The organism is Pseudomonas sp. B33.4, assembly GCF_034555375.1.
Lineage (GTDB): Bacteria > Pseudomonadota > Gammaproteobacteria > Pseudomonadales > Pseudomonadaceae > Aquipseudomonas.
Map to the genome: position 1 here is coordinate 155622 of NZ_CP140706.1, position 15403 is coordinate 171024.

Sequence of the window (15403 nt, forward strand, 5' to 3'; positions counted from 1 at the left end):
CTTTCGCTATTAACTTTATGCCAAACTATTGACCTTCTGGGTGCCATCCTAAACAATCGCCCCACTAATGTCACATTGATATTTCCGCGGCGACCTGTCCTTCAGCGTGTGATCCAGTTCCTGTTTTGAACTTTCCGACATACGGTCAATCTGGTTGCCATCATCCGACGCAGCGCCACGTTTTGCTGTGATTCAAGACAAGAAGTTCTGGGAAATTCCTACCATGCGTTCGCCCCTGCTTTTCGCCGTACCCTTCGCTCTCGCCGCCTCTTTTGTACAAGCACAATCCTTACCAGAAGCCATGCAGCAGGCATTGGATGTCCATCCGGAAATCCAGGCAGGGGTCAACAGTCGTTTGGCCGCGGATTATCAATTAAGAGCGGCGAAAGGGGGATACCTGCCGAAGGTCGATCTGCTCGGCGGTTATGGCCGTGAAGGCACCGACAGCGTGACCACTCGCGCCAACTCCGGCGGTAACCACTACGAAACCCTGAACCGTAGCGAGTCAAGTTTACGTCTCTCGCAAATGGTCTTTGACGGTTTTGCGACGTCCAGCGAAGTCGGGCGTCAACAAGCCACCGTCAACTCCCGCGCCTACTCGTTGCTCGGCACTTCCGAGCGCACCGCGCTGACCGTCGCCCAGGTTTACCTGGATGTGCTGACCCGTCGTGAGTTCGTGCGTCTGGCCGAAGACAATCTCAAGAGCCACCAGCGCATCTACGATCAGATTCAGTTGCGCACCCAGCGCGGCGTCGGCAGCGGTGCCGACCTCGATCAGGCCGAAGCGCGGATGGCCCAGGCCCGCAACAACCTGATCACCGAGCAGACCAATCTGGCCGACTCGGAAACCAACTTCCTCAGCGCCGTTGGCCAGATGCCTGATCAACTGGAGCGTCCGGCGCCGTTCATGGCGATGATGCCGGCCAATCTCAATGAAGCGCGCCAGCAGATGCTGGAAAACAGCCCGATCCTGCGCTCGGCCGAATCCGATATCGCCGCCGCCGAGAAGCAGTACGAAACCGCCAAGTCGACCTTCTACCCACGTTTCGACGCTGAGTTGGGTCGCACCGCCGACAACGACCTCGACGGCCAGAACGGCCACAACAACGAATGGCAGGCGATGCTGCGCATGCGCTTCAACCTCTATTCCGGTGGCAGCAACAAGGCCGATCTGGAATCCAAGTCGTACCTGTCGAACCAGGCGCTGGACATCCGCAACAACGCTTTGCGTCAGTTGAACGAAGAACTCGGTCTGGCCTGGAACGCCTTGAACAACGCCAACGCGCAGGTGCCGATCGCGCAGCAATACGTCGATCACAGCACCTCGGTGCGCACCGCCTACCAGCGTCAGTTCAGCCTTGGCGAACGTACCTTGCTGGATTTGCTCGACAGCGAAAACGAGTTGTTCACCGCTTCGCGGCGTCTGGCTGAAATCAAAAACATTCAGTTATTTACTCAGTACCGAATCAAGGCGACCATGGGCGAGTTGCTCAGAAGCCAGGGAGTGGTCGCACCGTTGGCATCCGTTGTGCAAAACGACGTCAAGCCCAAGGTCCAGCTGCCTGGGATGAATTGAGTTATCCCTTTTCAACTGTCAAAGAGTGTCGAGCGTGGAATCAGAAGTCAGTCGAGTTCAACTCAGTCATGATCCACGCGCGTTGCACGACGATCCGTTACTGGACGGCCTGCTCGCCCTTTGCATGCTCCATCAGAAACCCGCCAGCGCGGCGATGCTGACCACCGGCCTGCCGCTGCCCAAACAACGCCTCAGTGTCGAGTTGCTGCCCCGCGCCGCGGCTCGCGCCGGCCTGCAAGGTCGGGTGCTGCAACGCAAACTGGAAGAAATTCCGGCGATCGCCATGCCGGCGTTGCTGCTGCTCAAGGATGGCCGCAGCGCCGTCCTGCTCGGCTGGCAGGGCGACAACGAAGCACGGGTGCTGCTCAGCGAAACCGACGGCGGCGAGTCCATCGTCAGTCGCGAACTGCTCGCCGACGATTACACCGGCAAAGTCTTCTTCGCTCAGCCGCAACACAAATTCGACGTCAATCACGGCACGCTGATTCCGCGTGCGCGCTCGTGGTTCCGCGACACCCTCAAGCGTTCGCGCTGGCTGTATGCCGATGCGATCGCCGCGAGTTTCCTGATCAACATCATCGCCATGGCCGCGCCGCTGTTCGTGATGAACGTCTACGACCGCGTGGTGCCGAACCAGGCCGAAGCGACCCTGTGGGTGTTGGCGCTGGGCATCACCGGCGCCTACCTCTTTGACCTGATCCTCAAGAGCCTGCGCAGTCTGTGCCTGGATCTGGCCGGGAAGAAAACCGACCTGATCATCTCGGCGACGCTGTTCGAACGCATCGTCGGCATGTCGATGAAATACCGCCCGGCGCGGGTCGGCAGCTTTGCGCAGAACATCCACGAGTTTCAGAGCCTGCGCGACTTCCTTGCCTCGCTGACCCTGACCAGCCTGATCGACCTGCCGTTCACCATCCTCATCTTCATCGTCATCGCCATTCTCGGCGGGCATCTGGTGTGGATTCCGGTGCTGGCGTTCCCGATTGCGTTGCTGATCGGCTACGCCTTGCAGAAGCCGCTGGTGGCCACCATGGAACGCACCATGGCCCTCGGTGCCGAGCGCCAGTCGAGCCTGATCGAAACCCTCGCCGGCCTCGACGCGGTCAAGGTCAACAACGCCGAAAGCGAACGTCAGTACCAGTGGGAGCAGACCATCGGCACCCTCAGTCGCCTCGAACTGCGGGTGAAAATGCTCTCCGGTCTGGCGATGAACATCACCCTGCTGATCCAGCAACTGGCCGGGGTGATCATGATTGTCTTCGGCGTGTACCAGATCATCGCCGGAAACCTGAGCATGGGCGGTCTGATTGCCTGCTACATGCTCAGCGGCCGCGCACTGAGCCCACTGGCGTCGCTGTCGGGCCTGTTGACCCGTTATCAGCAAGCCCGCGTGACCATGACTTCGGTCGACCAGATGATGGAGCTGCCGCAAGAGCGCAACTTCGAAGAGCGCCCGCTGAGCCGCAAGGTTTTGCAGGGTGCGATCGAATGCCGCCAGCTCAACTTCACTTACCCGGAACAACAGAACCCGGCGCTGAAGAACATCAATCTGGTGATCCGACCCGGCGAGAAAATCGGCATCATCGGCCGCAGCGGCTCGGGCAAGAGTTCGCTGGCGAAACTCCTGGTTGGCCTGTATCAGCCGGACGACGGTGCGTTGCTGGTCGACGGTGTGGATATCCGTCAGATCGACGTCAGTGAGCTGCGCTACAACATCGGCTACGTGCCACAGGACATTCAGCTGCTGGCCGGCACCCTGCGTGACAATCTCGTCTCTGGCGCACGCTATGTAGAAGACGAGCTTGTCCTGCAGGCGGCCGAACTGGCCGGCGTCCACGAATTCGCCCGTCTGCACCCGCAAGGCTACGAGCTGCAAGTCGGCGAACGCGGGCAGAACCTCTCCGGTGGCCAACGGCAGAACGTCGCGCTGGCCCGGGCGCTGTTGCTCAATCCACCGATCCTGCTGATGGACGAGCCGACCAGTGCGATGGACAACACCGGTGAAGAACGTCTCAAGCAACGCCTCGCCGCCGTGATTGAAAACAAGACCGTGGTGCTGGTCACGCACCGGGCTTCACTGTTGTCGCTGGTCGATCGTCTGCTGGTGATCGATCGTGGACAAATTCTCGCCGATGGCCCGAAAGCCGCCGTGATGGAAGCGTTGAAGAAGGGGCAGATCAGTGTTGCTTAAGTCGGGTTTCAAGGATTCGATCCGTCGCTACTTCAAAGGCTCGGCATCGTTGCAGGGCCAGCCGCTGCCGGAGGTCAACAAAGCGCTGATCGAAGACGCCCCGCGCGTCGTGCGCCTGACCATCTGGGCGATCATCGGCTTCTTTATCTTCCTGCTGCTGTGGGCCAACTTCGCCGTGATCGACGAAGTGACCAAGGGCGACGGCAAGGCGATTCCGTCGTCGAAGATCCAGAAAATCCAGAACCTTGAGGGCGGGATCATCTCTGAACTGTTCGTCAAGGAAGGCCAGATTGTTGAAGCCGGCGCGCCGTTGATTCGCCTCGACGACACGCGATTTGCCTCCAACGTCGGTGAAACCGAGGCTGATCGCCTGTCGATGCTGCTGCGCGTCGAGCGATTGAGTGCTGAAGTGGATGATCGCCCGCTGAATTTCCCCGAGGACGTGCTCAAAGCCGTGCCGGGTCAGGCGAAAAGCGAAGAGTCGCTGTACATCAGCCGTCGTCAGCAACTGCACGACGAGATCGGTGGTTTGCAGGAGCAGTTGATCCAGCGTCAGCAAGAGCTGCGCGAGTTCGCCTCCAAGCAAGCGCAATACCGTCAGCAACTCGGCTTGCAGCGTCAGGAAATCAACATGTCCGAGCCGCTGGTCGCGCAGGGCGCGGTGTCCCCTGTGGAAGTCTTGCGTCTGAAACGGGCCGAGGTGGAAACCCGCGGCCAGCTGGATGCAACGACGCTGGCCATCCCGCGCGCCGAATCGGCGATCAAGGAAGTGCAGCGCAAGATCGACGAAACGCGCGGCAAATTCCGCAGCGAAGCGCTGACCCAACTCAACGAAGCCCGCACCGACCTGAACAAGGCCAGCGCGACCGGCAAGGCGCTGGAAGACCGCGTCAGCCGTACGCTGGTGACATCGCCGGTGCGCGGTATCGTCAACAAGTTGCTGGTCAACACCATCGGCGGCGTTATTCAGCCGGGCAGCGACATGGTCGAAATCGTACCGCTGGACGACACCTTGCTGGTCGAAGCGAAAATCCGTCCGCAAGACATTGCCTTCCTGCATCCGGGGCAGGAAGCGATCGTCAAATTCACCGCGTATGACTACACCATTTACGGCGGGCTGAAGGCCAAGCTTGAGCAGATCGGTGCCGACACCATCACCGACGAAGACAAGAAAACCACGTACTACATCATCAAGGTGCGCACTGAGCGCAGTCACCTCGGCACGGACGAGAAGCCATTGCTGATCATCCCGGGGATGGTCGCGTCGGTGGACATCATCACCGGCAAGAAGTCGGTGTTGAGCTACCTGCTCAAACCGATCATCCGCGCGCGGGCCGAGGCGTTGCACGAGCGTTGATTTTTTAGTGACCTCACTGGCCTCATCGCGAGCAGGCTCACTCCTACAGTAACCGCATTTCTCCAGATGGAATGCGATCCCTGTAGGAGTGAGCCTGCTCGCGATGGCGGCAGCCCAAACACCACATCTCTGTCAATAAGTGACAAAAACCGTCACTCACCACTCAGTCCATTCCTCACCAATCGCCATATCGTTATTCAATAACGGTATTTAATCTTCAGTTCTTATAGCTATAAAGTCATCCCCCTGCGTACCTGCCGACCAATCGGCGCGCCGCACGACCTGAACCAACACGCAATCCAGCGTGAGTGTCTGATCGACGAGCGCGCCCGTGAGCGTGCCGTGCGTGGGAGATGGAAAGATGTCCGCAGCTACTGCTTCCTCAAGCGCCGCGACCGCCGCGCCGCAATCTTTTGAAGTCCGCCCGTTCAGCGGTGCCGTCGGCGCCGAAATCATCGGCCTCGACCTCACCCGGCCGATCAATGATCAGGACTTTGCGCGCATCCATCGCGCGCACCTGGATCACCACGTCGTGGTGTTCCGCGACCAGCAAATCACCCCGCAACAGCAAATCGACTTCAGCCGACGCTTCGGCGTGTTGCAGATCCACGTGCTCAAGCAGTTCTTGCTGGCCGATCACCCGGAAATCCTCATCGTTTCCAACATCATCGAAAACGGCCAGAACATCGGCCTCGGCGATGCCGGCAAGTTCTGGCACTCCGACCTCTCTTATAAAGAGCTGCCGAGCCTCGGTTCGATGCTCCACGCGCAGGAGTTGCCGTCCGAGGGCGGTGACACGTTGTTCGCCGATATGCACAAAGCCTGGGACAGCTTGCCCGAAGCGTTGCGCAAAGCAGTCGAAGGCCGCAGCGCTGCGCATTCCTACACCGCCCGCTATAGCGAAACCAAATTCGAAGGTAACTGGCGCCCGACCCTGACCCCGGAGCAACTGGCTCAGGTTGCGGAAGTGGTGCATCCGGTGGTGCGTACGCACCCGGAAAACGGCCGCAAGGCGTTGTTCGTCAGCGAAGGTTTCACCACACGCATCGTCGGTTTGCCGGAAGACGAGAGCCAGCAGCTACTGACCGAGCTCTACGCCCACAGCGTGCTGCCGCAAAACATCTACCGCCATCAGTGGCAGCCCCACGACCTGGTGTTTTGGGATAACCGTTCGCTGATCCATCTCGCCGCCGGCTGCCCGGCGCACCTGCGCCGCAAGCTGTATCGCACGACCATTCAGGGCGACGCGCCTTTCTGATTCGCCGGAGATTGATCAAAAAATGAACGCTCCCTTGCCAGGCCACGCGGCCAGCAACCCGGTCGCCCGCAGCGAAGCGCTGCTGGCCGTCGATCACGTCAGCCTCGAATACCGCACGCCGCAACGTGTGGTGCGCGCCACCCACCAAGTCAGTTTTGAAATCGACCCGGCCGATCGCTATGTGCTGCTCGGCCCGTCCGGTTGCGGCAAATCCACCTTGCTGAAAGCGGTCGCCGGGTTCATTCAGCCGTGCGAAGGCGAGATCCGCCTGCAAGGCCAGCGCGTTGATGCGCCGGGGCCGGACCGGATCGTGGTGTTTCAGGAGTTCGATCAGCTGCCGCCGTGGAAAACGGTCAAACAGAACGTGATGTTTCCGCTGCTAGCTTCGCGCACGCTGAAGAAAAAAGAAGCTGAAGAGCGTGCGTTGCACTATCTGGAAAAAGTAGGCCTGGCGGCGTTTGCCGATGCCTATCCGCACACTTTGTCGGGCGGCATGAAGGCGCGTGTGGCGATTGCCCGGGCGTTGGCGATGCAGCCGAAAATCCTCTTGATGGACGAACCGTTCGCCGCGCTCGATGCCTTGACCCGACGCAAGATGCAGGAAGAATTGCTGCTGCTCTGGGAAGAAGTGCGTTTCACCCTGTTGTTCGTCACCCACTCGATTGAAGAGGCGTTGGTGGTCGGCAATCGCATCCTTTTGCTGTCGCCGCATCCGGGTCGGGTGCGCGCCGAAGTGCACAGCCATCAATACGACTTGCACAGCTTGGGTGGCGTGGCGTTTCAGGAGTCGGCGCGACGCATTCATCGTCTGCTTTTCGACGAAGGCCAGTCGCCGGAAACCGAGCGTGACCATGACTTCAACGATATTCGCATCGCCTATTGAGCGGCCAGGAGGACTACCCGATGAGCCATTCATCATCTGTGCGTGAAGAATTCGAAATTGTGCTGGAGCCGCTGACCGAAGTGCCGGTCGAGCGCGAGCTGTCGCTCGGCACGCGGCTGTGGCAACAGGGCTGGTTGCGTAAAGGCCTGATCCTGATTCTGCTGGCGGTGCTGTGGGAAGTGGTCGCGCGGATTCAGAACAATGACCTGATGCTGCCGAGTTTCTTGCAGACCAGTCACGCGCTGTTCGAGGGTCTGCTCAGTGGTGAGTTGTTGGCCAAGGTGTGGATATCGTTGGTGGTGTTGATCAAGGGTTACCTGATTGGCATCGTTTTGGCGTTTGCCCTGACCACGTTGGCCGTTTCGACGCAGTTGGGTCGCGATCTGCTGAGCACGATGACCTCGATGTTCAACCCGTTGCCGGCGATTGCCCTGTTGCCGCTGGCGCTGCTGTGGTTTGGCCTGGGGCAGAACAGCCTGATTTTTGTGCTGGTGCATTCGGTGTTGTGGGCCTTGGCGCTGAACACCTATGCCGGGTTTCTCGGGGTTTCGGACACCCTGCGCATGGCTGGGCGCAATTATGGTCTGAAGGGTTTGCGACTGGTGCTGTTCATCCTTATTCCGGCGGCGCTGCCGTCGATTCTCGCCGGGTTGAAGATCGGCTGGGCGTTTGCCTGGCGCACGTTAATCGCCGCTGAGCTGGTGTTTGGCGCGACCAGTGGCAAGGGTGGGCTGGGTTGGTACATCTTCCAGAACCGTAATGAGCTGTACACCGACAAGGTGTTTGCCGGGTTGGCGGTGGTGATCTTGATTGGCTTGCTGGTGGAGAATCTGGTGTTCGATACGCTGGAGCGGGTGACCGTCAAGCGTTGGGGGATGCAGCGGTAATTCTGTGGCGTTGCGGCTGGCCTCATCGCGAGCAGGCTCACTCCTACAGGGGATCTGCGTAGGACACAAAATCTGTAGGCACTGAAGATCTAATGTAGGAGTGAGCCTGCTCGCGATAGCGTCAGTCATGCCACCGCAATACTTGAAGGATGTTTGCTAGCATTGCGCCCAGATCAATCCTGATCAGCCAAGAGTGCTCAGCATGCAACTCCCGGACATGAACCTTCTGGTCGCCCTCGACGCCTTGCTCGACGAGGGCAGTGTGGTCGGCGCCGCGCGGCGGATGAACCTCAGTCCAGCCGCCATGAGCCGCACCCTGACGCGGATCCGCGAAGCCATTGGCGATCCGATTCTGGTGCGCGCCGGCCGAGGCCTGGTGCCAACGCCCAAGGCGCTGGAACTGCGCGAACAGGTGCGCGACGTGGTCGAGCAAGCCGCGCTGCTGTTCCGCTCGGCCGACTCGGTGGAACTGGGCACACTGCGCCGCCGCTTCAGCATCCGCGCCAATGATTTTTTCATTGGTGTGTATGGCGGCAAGCTGTTCGATACCCTCGATCAACTCGCGCCGCACTGCGAGTTGCGCTTCGTTCCGGAAGGCGATGGCGATGATGAAGCGCTGCGCGAGGGACGCATCGATCTGAGCGTCAGCAACACTCGGCCGGTCACTCCTGAAGTCAAAGTGCAAAATCTTTTCTCTACGCATTTTGTGGGGTTGGTGCGTGAAGACCATCCACTGCTCAATGGCGAAATCACCGCCGAGCGCTACGCCGGGTTCTCCCATATCAGCATGTCGCGCCGTGGCATCGCTCGCGGCCCCATCGATACGGCACTGAATGCCTTGGGTCTGGAGCGGCGGGTGGCGGTGATTGCGCCGAGTTTCCATGCTGCGATGTTTGCGCTGCCGGATTCCGATCTGATTCTGCCGGTGCCCAAAGAGGCGTTGCTCAGCGTGCGTCGCCTGGGTTTGAAACTGCGCTCATTCGACCTGCCGATCCCGTTGCCGACGCTGATGCTGACCCAGGCCTGGCACCCGCGTTTCGATAAGGACCCGGCGCACCGCTGGCTACGCGAAACCCTCAAGGCCTGTTGCGATGAAACGTGGCTGGCTGCACAGCCTTAACTTCCGAATCCACACAAACCCCTTGTAGGAGTGAGCCTGCTCGCGATGGCGGTGTGTCATTCAATACATGCATCGACTGATCCACCACCATCGCGAGCAGGCTCACTCCTACAGGGTTGATCATTGCGTCTGACGCACTTATAAACTGCCAATTAGTCAATTTTCGTCATTGCCAAGCCCGACTAAGATGCTCCGGTATTTTTCCCTCCGGAGTGAGTATTCATGACATCCCTGACGGCGGCGGCGCCTATCGCTGCGGCCAGCCCGGCGACGACGGCCACGCCACCGGTGTTCGGGGCGCGGATCATCATCGGTCTGGTCGGCGTGCTGCTGGCGGTGCTGGTGTCGGGCCTCAACGAGATGGTCACCAAGGTGGCCCTGGCCGACATTCGTGGCGGGTTGCACATCGGCTACGACGAAGGCACCTGGCTGGTTGCCAGCTACACCGCCACCTCGGTCGCGGCCATGGCCTTCGCACCGTGGTGCTCGGTGACCTTCTCGCTGCGCCGCTTCACTCTCTGCGCCATTGGCCTGTTCACCCTGCTCGGTGTGCTGTGCCCGTTCGCGCCGAATTACGAAAGTCTGCTGCTGATGCGCATCCTGCAAGGTCTGGCCGGTGGCGCGTTACCGCCAATGCTGATGACCGTCGCCCTGCGCTTCTTGCCGGCGAACATCAAACTCTATGGCCTGGCCGGTTATGCGCTGACCGCTACTTTCGGCCCCGGCCTGGGTACACCGCTGGCCGGGATGTGGACTGAATACGTCGGCTGGCAATGGACGTTCTGGCAAATCATCGTGCCATGCCTGATCGCGATGGCAATGGTGGCTTTCGGTCTTCCACAGGATCCGCTGCGCCTGGAACGCCTCAAGTCGTTCAACTGGAAAGGCCTGCTGCTGGGTTTTCCGGCGATCTGCATGCTGGTGATCGGCCTGTTGCAGGGCAATCGGCTGGACTGGTTCGAGTCGAACCTGATCTGTGGATTGCTCGGCGCCGGCTCGTTGTTGCTGGTGGCGTTTCTGATCAACGAGTGGTCGCAGCCGATTCCGTTTTTCAAATTGCAGATGCTCGGTATCCGCAACCTGTCGTTCGCCTTGATGACGTTGGCCGGTGTGCTGGTCGTTCTGCAGGCGGTGGTGTTGATTCCATCGAGTTATCTGGCGCAGGTGCAGGGTTATCGGCCGGCGCAGACCGCACCGATCATGCTGATCGCCGCATTGCCGCAACTGATTGCGCTGCCATTGGTCGCAGCGTTGTGCAACCTGCGCTGGGTCGATTGTCGCTGGGTGCTTGGCATCGGTTTGAGCATGTTGACGTTGTCCTGCCTGGGCGGATCGCTGCTGACTTCGGAATGGATTCGCGACAATTTCTACGTCCTGCAATGGCTGCAGATTTTCGGTCAACCGATGTCGGTGTTGCCGCTGTTGATGTTGTCCACCGGCAGCATCCAGCCGCAGGACGGGCCGTTCGCCTCCGCATGGTTCAACACGGTGAAAGGCTTGGCGGCCGTGGTCGCCACCGGAGTGATCGAGACGCTGACCACCGCGCGGCTGCATTTCCACTCGACCATGTTGGTCGACAGCCTCGGCAACTCGCCGCTGGCCGATCGCAGTGATCCCGGCCTCGCCCATCGTCTGCATGAACAGGCAGTGGTGCTGACCGCATCCGATCTTTATGTGTGCATGGCCGGCGTCGCGGTGGCGCTGATCCTGCTGATTTTCTGGCTGCCGACGCGGATCTATCCGCCGCGCGCGCCGACCTGATTGCTGCACTGAACAATGAAGGTTTTTATGACGACTCAAGCAAAGCAAAAACTCGCGGTGGCCGTGGCGGCTGCGCTGGCCGTTGGCGTGCTGGTGTATCTGGCGCTGCCCGGCTTGTTTGGCAAGCGGACCCAGCAAAATACCAACGATGCATTCGTCTCCGCCGACTACACCCTGGTGGTGCCGCGCGTGGCCGGTTTCATCAAGGAGGTATTGGTAGAGGACAACCAGCAAGTAAAAGCCGGGCAGTTGCTGGCGCTGATTGATGATCGCGATTTGCGTGCTTCTGCCGAAGCGGCGGATGCGCAAACTCTGGTGGCGCGGGCGCAGTTGCAAAACGCCAAGGCGACACTGGAACGGCAGAGTTCGGTGATCGCCCAGGCGCAGGCCTCGGTTGTGTCCGCCAAGGCGGAAATGGCTTTCGCCCAGCAGGAGTTGAATCGCTACAACCATTTGGCGGGCGTTGGCGCCGGCACGGTGCAGAACGCGCAACAGGCGCGCACTCGCATCGATCAGGCCACTGCGCATCTCGATACCGCCACGGCAAAACTGGCAGCAGAGCGCAAGCAGGTCGACATTCTTACCGCTCAGCGTGACGCGGCCGAGGGCAGTTTGAAACACGCACAAGCGGCACTGGAAATCGCCAGTTTCGAACTCTCCTACACGCGTATCACGGCGCCGCAGGACGGCATGATCGGCGAACGGGCCGTGCGCGTCGGCGCCTATGTGACGCCGGGCAGCAAGCTGCTGGCGGTGGTGCCGTTGCAGCAGGCGTATGTAGTGGCGAATTTTCAGGAGACGCAACTGACGGACGTGCAGCCTGGGCAGGAAGTGCAAGTGCGTGTCGACAGCCTGGGTGGTGAAGCGCTGACCGGTCGTGTCGAGAGTATCGCCCCGGCGACTGGCGTGACCTTCGCAGCAGTCAAACCGGACAACGCCACGGGCAATTTCACCAAGGTGGTGCAGCGGATTCCGGTGAAGATCATGCTGGAACCGGGTCAGCCGTTGGCCGAACGGTTGCGCGTGGGTATGTCGGTGGAGGCGAGTATTGATACGCGCAGTTCAGAGAAATCCGTGCGTGAGGTGACCCAGCGATGATGGGTGGTAATTCGACTGGCCTCATCGCTGGCAAGCCAGCTCCCACAGGGTCCACCTTTGGAACAAAACAATTCGGTCAATCTGCACAATCCCTGTGGGAGCTGGCTTGCCAGCGATGGGGTCAGTGGCAGCCACTCATTTTCAGCGCCTTGGTGACAGCAAGCCTCACCGCCTGCGCCGTCGGCCCAGACTTCCATAAACCCGAAGCCACACAAATCGCCGACTGGACTAAGCCGGCCAAGTCAGCCCCCAGCCAAGCTGTCAGCGAACCCCTCAACGAACGCTGGTGGGAAGTCTTCCACGACCCGCAACTGTCAGCGCTGACCCAGCGCGCCGTGCGCAGTAACCTCGACCTGCAACTGGCCAGCAGCCGCCTGCAACAAAGCCGCGCCGCCCGCCAGGTCATCACCGCTGACCGCTATCCAAACACTACGGCCACAGGCAGCTACGCGCGCGAACGCAACAGCAGCAAAGGTCTGAGCGACCCGTCCGGACACAACGGCGATTCCGCGTTCAACCTGTGGGACGCCGGTTTCTCCGCCTCATGGGAACTGGATTTCTGGGGCCGTGTGCGCCGCGAAACCGAAGCTGCCGATGCCAACCTCGAAGTCGCTGAAAACGACCGTCGCGGCGTGCTGCTCGCGGTGCTCGCCGACACCGCACAAAACTACATTCAACTGCGCGGCGTGCAGAACACCCGCGCCGTTACCGAGCAAAACCTCGATGTCGCGCGGCACAGCCTGAAACTCTCGCAACTGCGTCTGGCCGACGGCGTGGCAACTGATCTCGACGTCGCCGAAGCCGCCGCGCAAGTCGCGGCCATCGAATCGCGCCTGCCTGCGCTGGAACAACGTCAATCGCAGTTGATCAACGCGATAAGCCTGCTGATGGGCGAACCGCCACAGGCATTGGCCAAAGAGTTATCCACAGACGCCGCCGTGCCGCAGTCGCCGCTGCAAGTCGCTATCGGCCTGCCGTCGCAACTGGCCGAACGCCGCCCGGACATCCGTCAGGCCGAAGCGCGCTTGCACGCCGCGACTGCCAATATCGGTGTGGCCAAGGGCGATTTCTATCCGCGTATTACCCTGTCGGGCAACCTCGGCTCGCAAGCCATGCAACTCAGCGATTTCGGCTCGTGGGGTTCGCGGGCCTTCGGCATCGGCCCGCAATTCAGTTTGCCGTTGTTCGACGGCGGGCGCCTGCGCGGCGTGCTGCAATTGCGTGAAGCCCAGCAGCAGGAAGCGGCGGTCGCCTACCAGCAAACCGTGCTGCGTGCCTGGCATGAAATCGACGATCAACTGACCGCTTACAACGCCAGCCAGCGCCGCCGCGACAGCCTCGCCGAAGCCGTCCGCCAGAACCAGATCGCCCTGCGCACCGCGCAACAGCAATACGTCGAAGGTGTCGTGGATTTCGTCAACGTGCTCACCGTGCAAGGCGCGCTGCTGGCGACGCAGGAGCAGTGGGTGGAGAGTTCCACCGGCGTTTCGCTGGCGATGGTCGGGTTGTACAAGGCGTTGGGTGGGGGATGGGAGTCGGTGTATCCAGCGACAAAAGTCGCCGCCGGGTTGCCGGGTGTCGTGAAAGCGCCAACCGACATCGACGGTTCTGCCGTGGCTGACCTAAAGTGATGGGCAGGTTGGCGCGTCATACTCTCGTGGCGCTGCGGCGCGGCAAGAGGCAGCAATGGCGGCGAACAGAGTCACGCCAATGGGCGACACGCAAGATCCGTTTGCCGCGCCCGGCTCCTGGTTCGGCAGCTTGCGCTGGGTGCGCTGGATAAAAAATCACTGGCTATGGCCGATCCTGGCGCTGGCCGCATTCGTGCGTTTTTACGATCTGACCGCGGCAGCGATCTGGGGCGATGAAGGTTCCAGTCTGCTGCTGGCGCGCTATTCGCTGAGTGAAATCTGGCAGCACGCGGCATTCGATGTGCATCCGCCGCTGTACTTCATGCTGCTGCATGGCTGGGTCGAATTTTTCGGGGATGGCATTCTGGCGGTCCGCTCTCTCAGTGCGCTGGCCGGCATTACGGCGGTGGGGCTGGGCGTGTGGCTGGTGGATCGCCTGGCCACCCGTCGCGCAGCGTTCATCGCCGGTGTGTTGCTGGCGCTGTTGCCGACCGCGGTGCGCTACAGCCAGGAAGTGCGCATGTACGCGCTGCTCGCGGCGCTGCTGCTCGCCGCGAGCCTGGCGCTGGTCTACTGGATCCGACGCCCGCAACGCCAGCGCTATCTGGTGTATTACCTGCTGCTGATGAGCGCCGCGCTCTACACCCACTATTTCGCCGTGCTCGCGGCGCTGTGTCACTGGCTTTATCTGATCGCGATCCGCGTACAGCGCGGTTACCGGTTCCGGCATATCCAGCGCTGGAACTGGTGGCTGGCGAACCTGGCCATCGTTGCTTTGTATCTGCCTTGGCTGCCCAACCTGCTTGATTTGATGCAGCACATGCAGCAGCTCGAGGCCGGTGGCGATGTCGGTTGGGAGCCTGCCGTTACGTTGAGTTCGCTGCCGTCGATGATCTGGTCATGGTTGATTCAGGATGATGGTGAAAGTTTGCCGTGGCTGATTTTCGCGGCGTTGCCGCTGGCGATGTTGGGGCTGGCAGTCATCGCGGTGATGCGCGATCGCAGTGTGTCGCGCGGCAGTGTTCTGCTGGCGCTGTACACCGGGCTGCCGCTATTGCTGGTGTATCTGGTGTCGTTCATTACGCCGGTATTCATTGAGCGTTATCTGACGGCGTATGCCCTTGGCTTGCCGATGCTGACGGCGTTGGCCATCGACCGTTTGTACAGCCGCGTGCGAATGTTGGCATTGGCAGTGCTGGTGTCGCTGATCGCGGTGGAACTGGTCGGCGTAAACAACAACGCCACGGTCGATACTCATGATCAACTCGACACGGTCGTGAAGTACGTCAACCAGCATTTCCTTCCCGGTGACCGCATCGTCACCAGCGACATGCTCTGGTATCTGAGCTACGTCTACTACGATCGCACCGGGGCGCAGGTGCGCCTCTTCACTCCACCGAACGCCGATGGCCAATCGACGCGGCCAAATGAGTACGGGTTCGGCACGCTGGTAACGAGTGATGTCTATCTGAACAGCCTGACCGAGCTGCCAGCCGGAGGCCGGGTCTGGCTGGTCGGAACCGTCGATGAGCCACAAGAGTTCTCACCGCTACCTGCGACCTGGCAGACCAGCGCTGAAGTCCACGCGGGCGGGATGCAAGCACGCTTGTTCGTGCCCAAACCTGCGGGTGAATAGGCGGG

11 protein-coding genes are annotated in these 15403 nt (G+C 60.7%); all 11 read left to right on the forward strand.

Annotated features, from left to right (window positions below; translation table 11 throughout):
* Positions 1 to 223 precede the first annotated feature (223 nt).
* Entirely contained in the window at positions 224 to 1576 is a 1353-nt protein-coding gene (locus tag U6037_RS00675; RefSeq protein WP_194935313.1) for a TolC family outer membrane protein, read from the forward strand.
* Positions 1577 to 1610: 34 nt separating this feature from the next.
* Complete coding sequence (locus U6037_RS00680) at positions 1611 to 3767, forward strand: type I secretion system permease/ATPase (protein WP_127925365.1); 2157 nt, start codon at positions 1611 to 1613, stop codon at positions 3765 to 3767.
* The gene (locus U6037_RS00685; protein ID WP_007918311.1) at positions 3757 to 5124 is read left to right on the forward strand and encodes an HlyD family type I secretion periplasmic adaptor subunit; all 1368 of its coding nucleotides are present in this window, start codon (positions 3757 to 3759) and stop codon (positions 5122 to 5124) included. The genes U6037_RS00680 and U6037_RS00685 overlap by 11 nt, the downstream gene beginning before the upstream one ends.
* A 361-nt stretch (positions 5125 to 5485) precedes the next feature.
* Positions 5486 to 6382 (forward strand): TauD/TfdA family dioxygenase, encoded by an 897-nt coding sequence (locus U6037_RS00690; protein ID WP_322845466.1) that lies wholly within the window; start codon positions 5486 to 5488, stop codon positions 6380 to 6382.
* A 22-nt stretch (positions 6383 to 6404) separates the two neighbouring features.
* Positions 6405 to 7265 carry an ABC transporter ATP-binding protein gene (locus U6037_RS00695; RefSeq protein ID WP_158834421.1) on the forward strand — a complete coding sequence of 287 codons (861 nt, stop codon included), beginning with the start codon at positions 6405 to 6407 and terminating at the stop codon, positions 7263 to 7265.
* A 20-nt stretch (positions 7266 to 7285) separates the two neighbouring features.
* On the forward strand, positions 7286 to 8152 hold the full coding sequence (locus U6037_RS00700; RefSeq protein ID WP_322845467.1) for an ABC transporter permease: 867 nt from the start codon (positions 7286 to 7288) through the stop codon (positions 8150 to 8152).
* A gap of 202 nt (positions 8153 to 8354) precedes the next feature.
* On the forward strand, positions 8355 to 9272 hold the full coding sequence (locus tag U6037_RS00705; RefSeq protein WP_322845468.1) for a LysR family transcriptional regulator: 918 nt from the start codon (positions 8355 to 8357) through the stop codon (positions 9270 to 9272).
* A gap of 222 nt (positions 9273 to 9494) precedes the next feature.
* Positions 9495 to 11033, forward strand: a complete 1539-nt coding sequence (locus U6037_RS00710; protein WP_322845469.1) for an MFS transporter — start codon at positions 9495 to 9497, stop codon at positions 11031 to 11033.
* A gap of 27 nt (positions 11034 to 11060) precedes the next feature.
* Positions 11061 to 12131: an HlyD family secretion protein gene (locus U6037_RS00715; protein ID WP_322845470.1), complete on the forward strand. Its 1071-nt coding sequence runs from the start codon at positions 11061 to 11063 to the stop codon at positions 12129 to 12131.
* Positions 12128 to 13762: an efflux transporter outer membrane subunit gene (locus U6037_RS00720; protein ID WP_322845471.1), complete on the forward strand. Its 1635-nt coding sequence runs from the start codon at positions 12128 to 12130 to the stop codon at positions 13760 to 13762. Before U6037_RS00715 ends, U6037_RS00720 begins: the two co-directional genes overlap by 4 nt.
* Positions 13763 to 13817: 55 nt before the next feature.
* Positions 13818 to 15398: a glycosyltransferase family 39 protein gene (locus U6037_RS00725; RefSeq protein ID WP_322845472.1), complete on the forward strand. Its 1581-nt coding sequence runs from the start codon at positions 13818 to 13820 to the stop codon at positions 15396 to 15398.
* Positions 15399 to 15403: the final 5 nt, after the last annotated feature.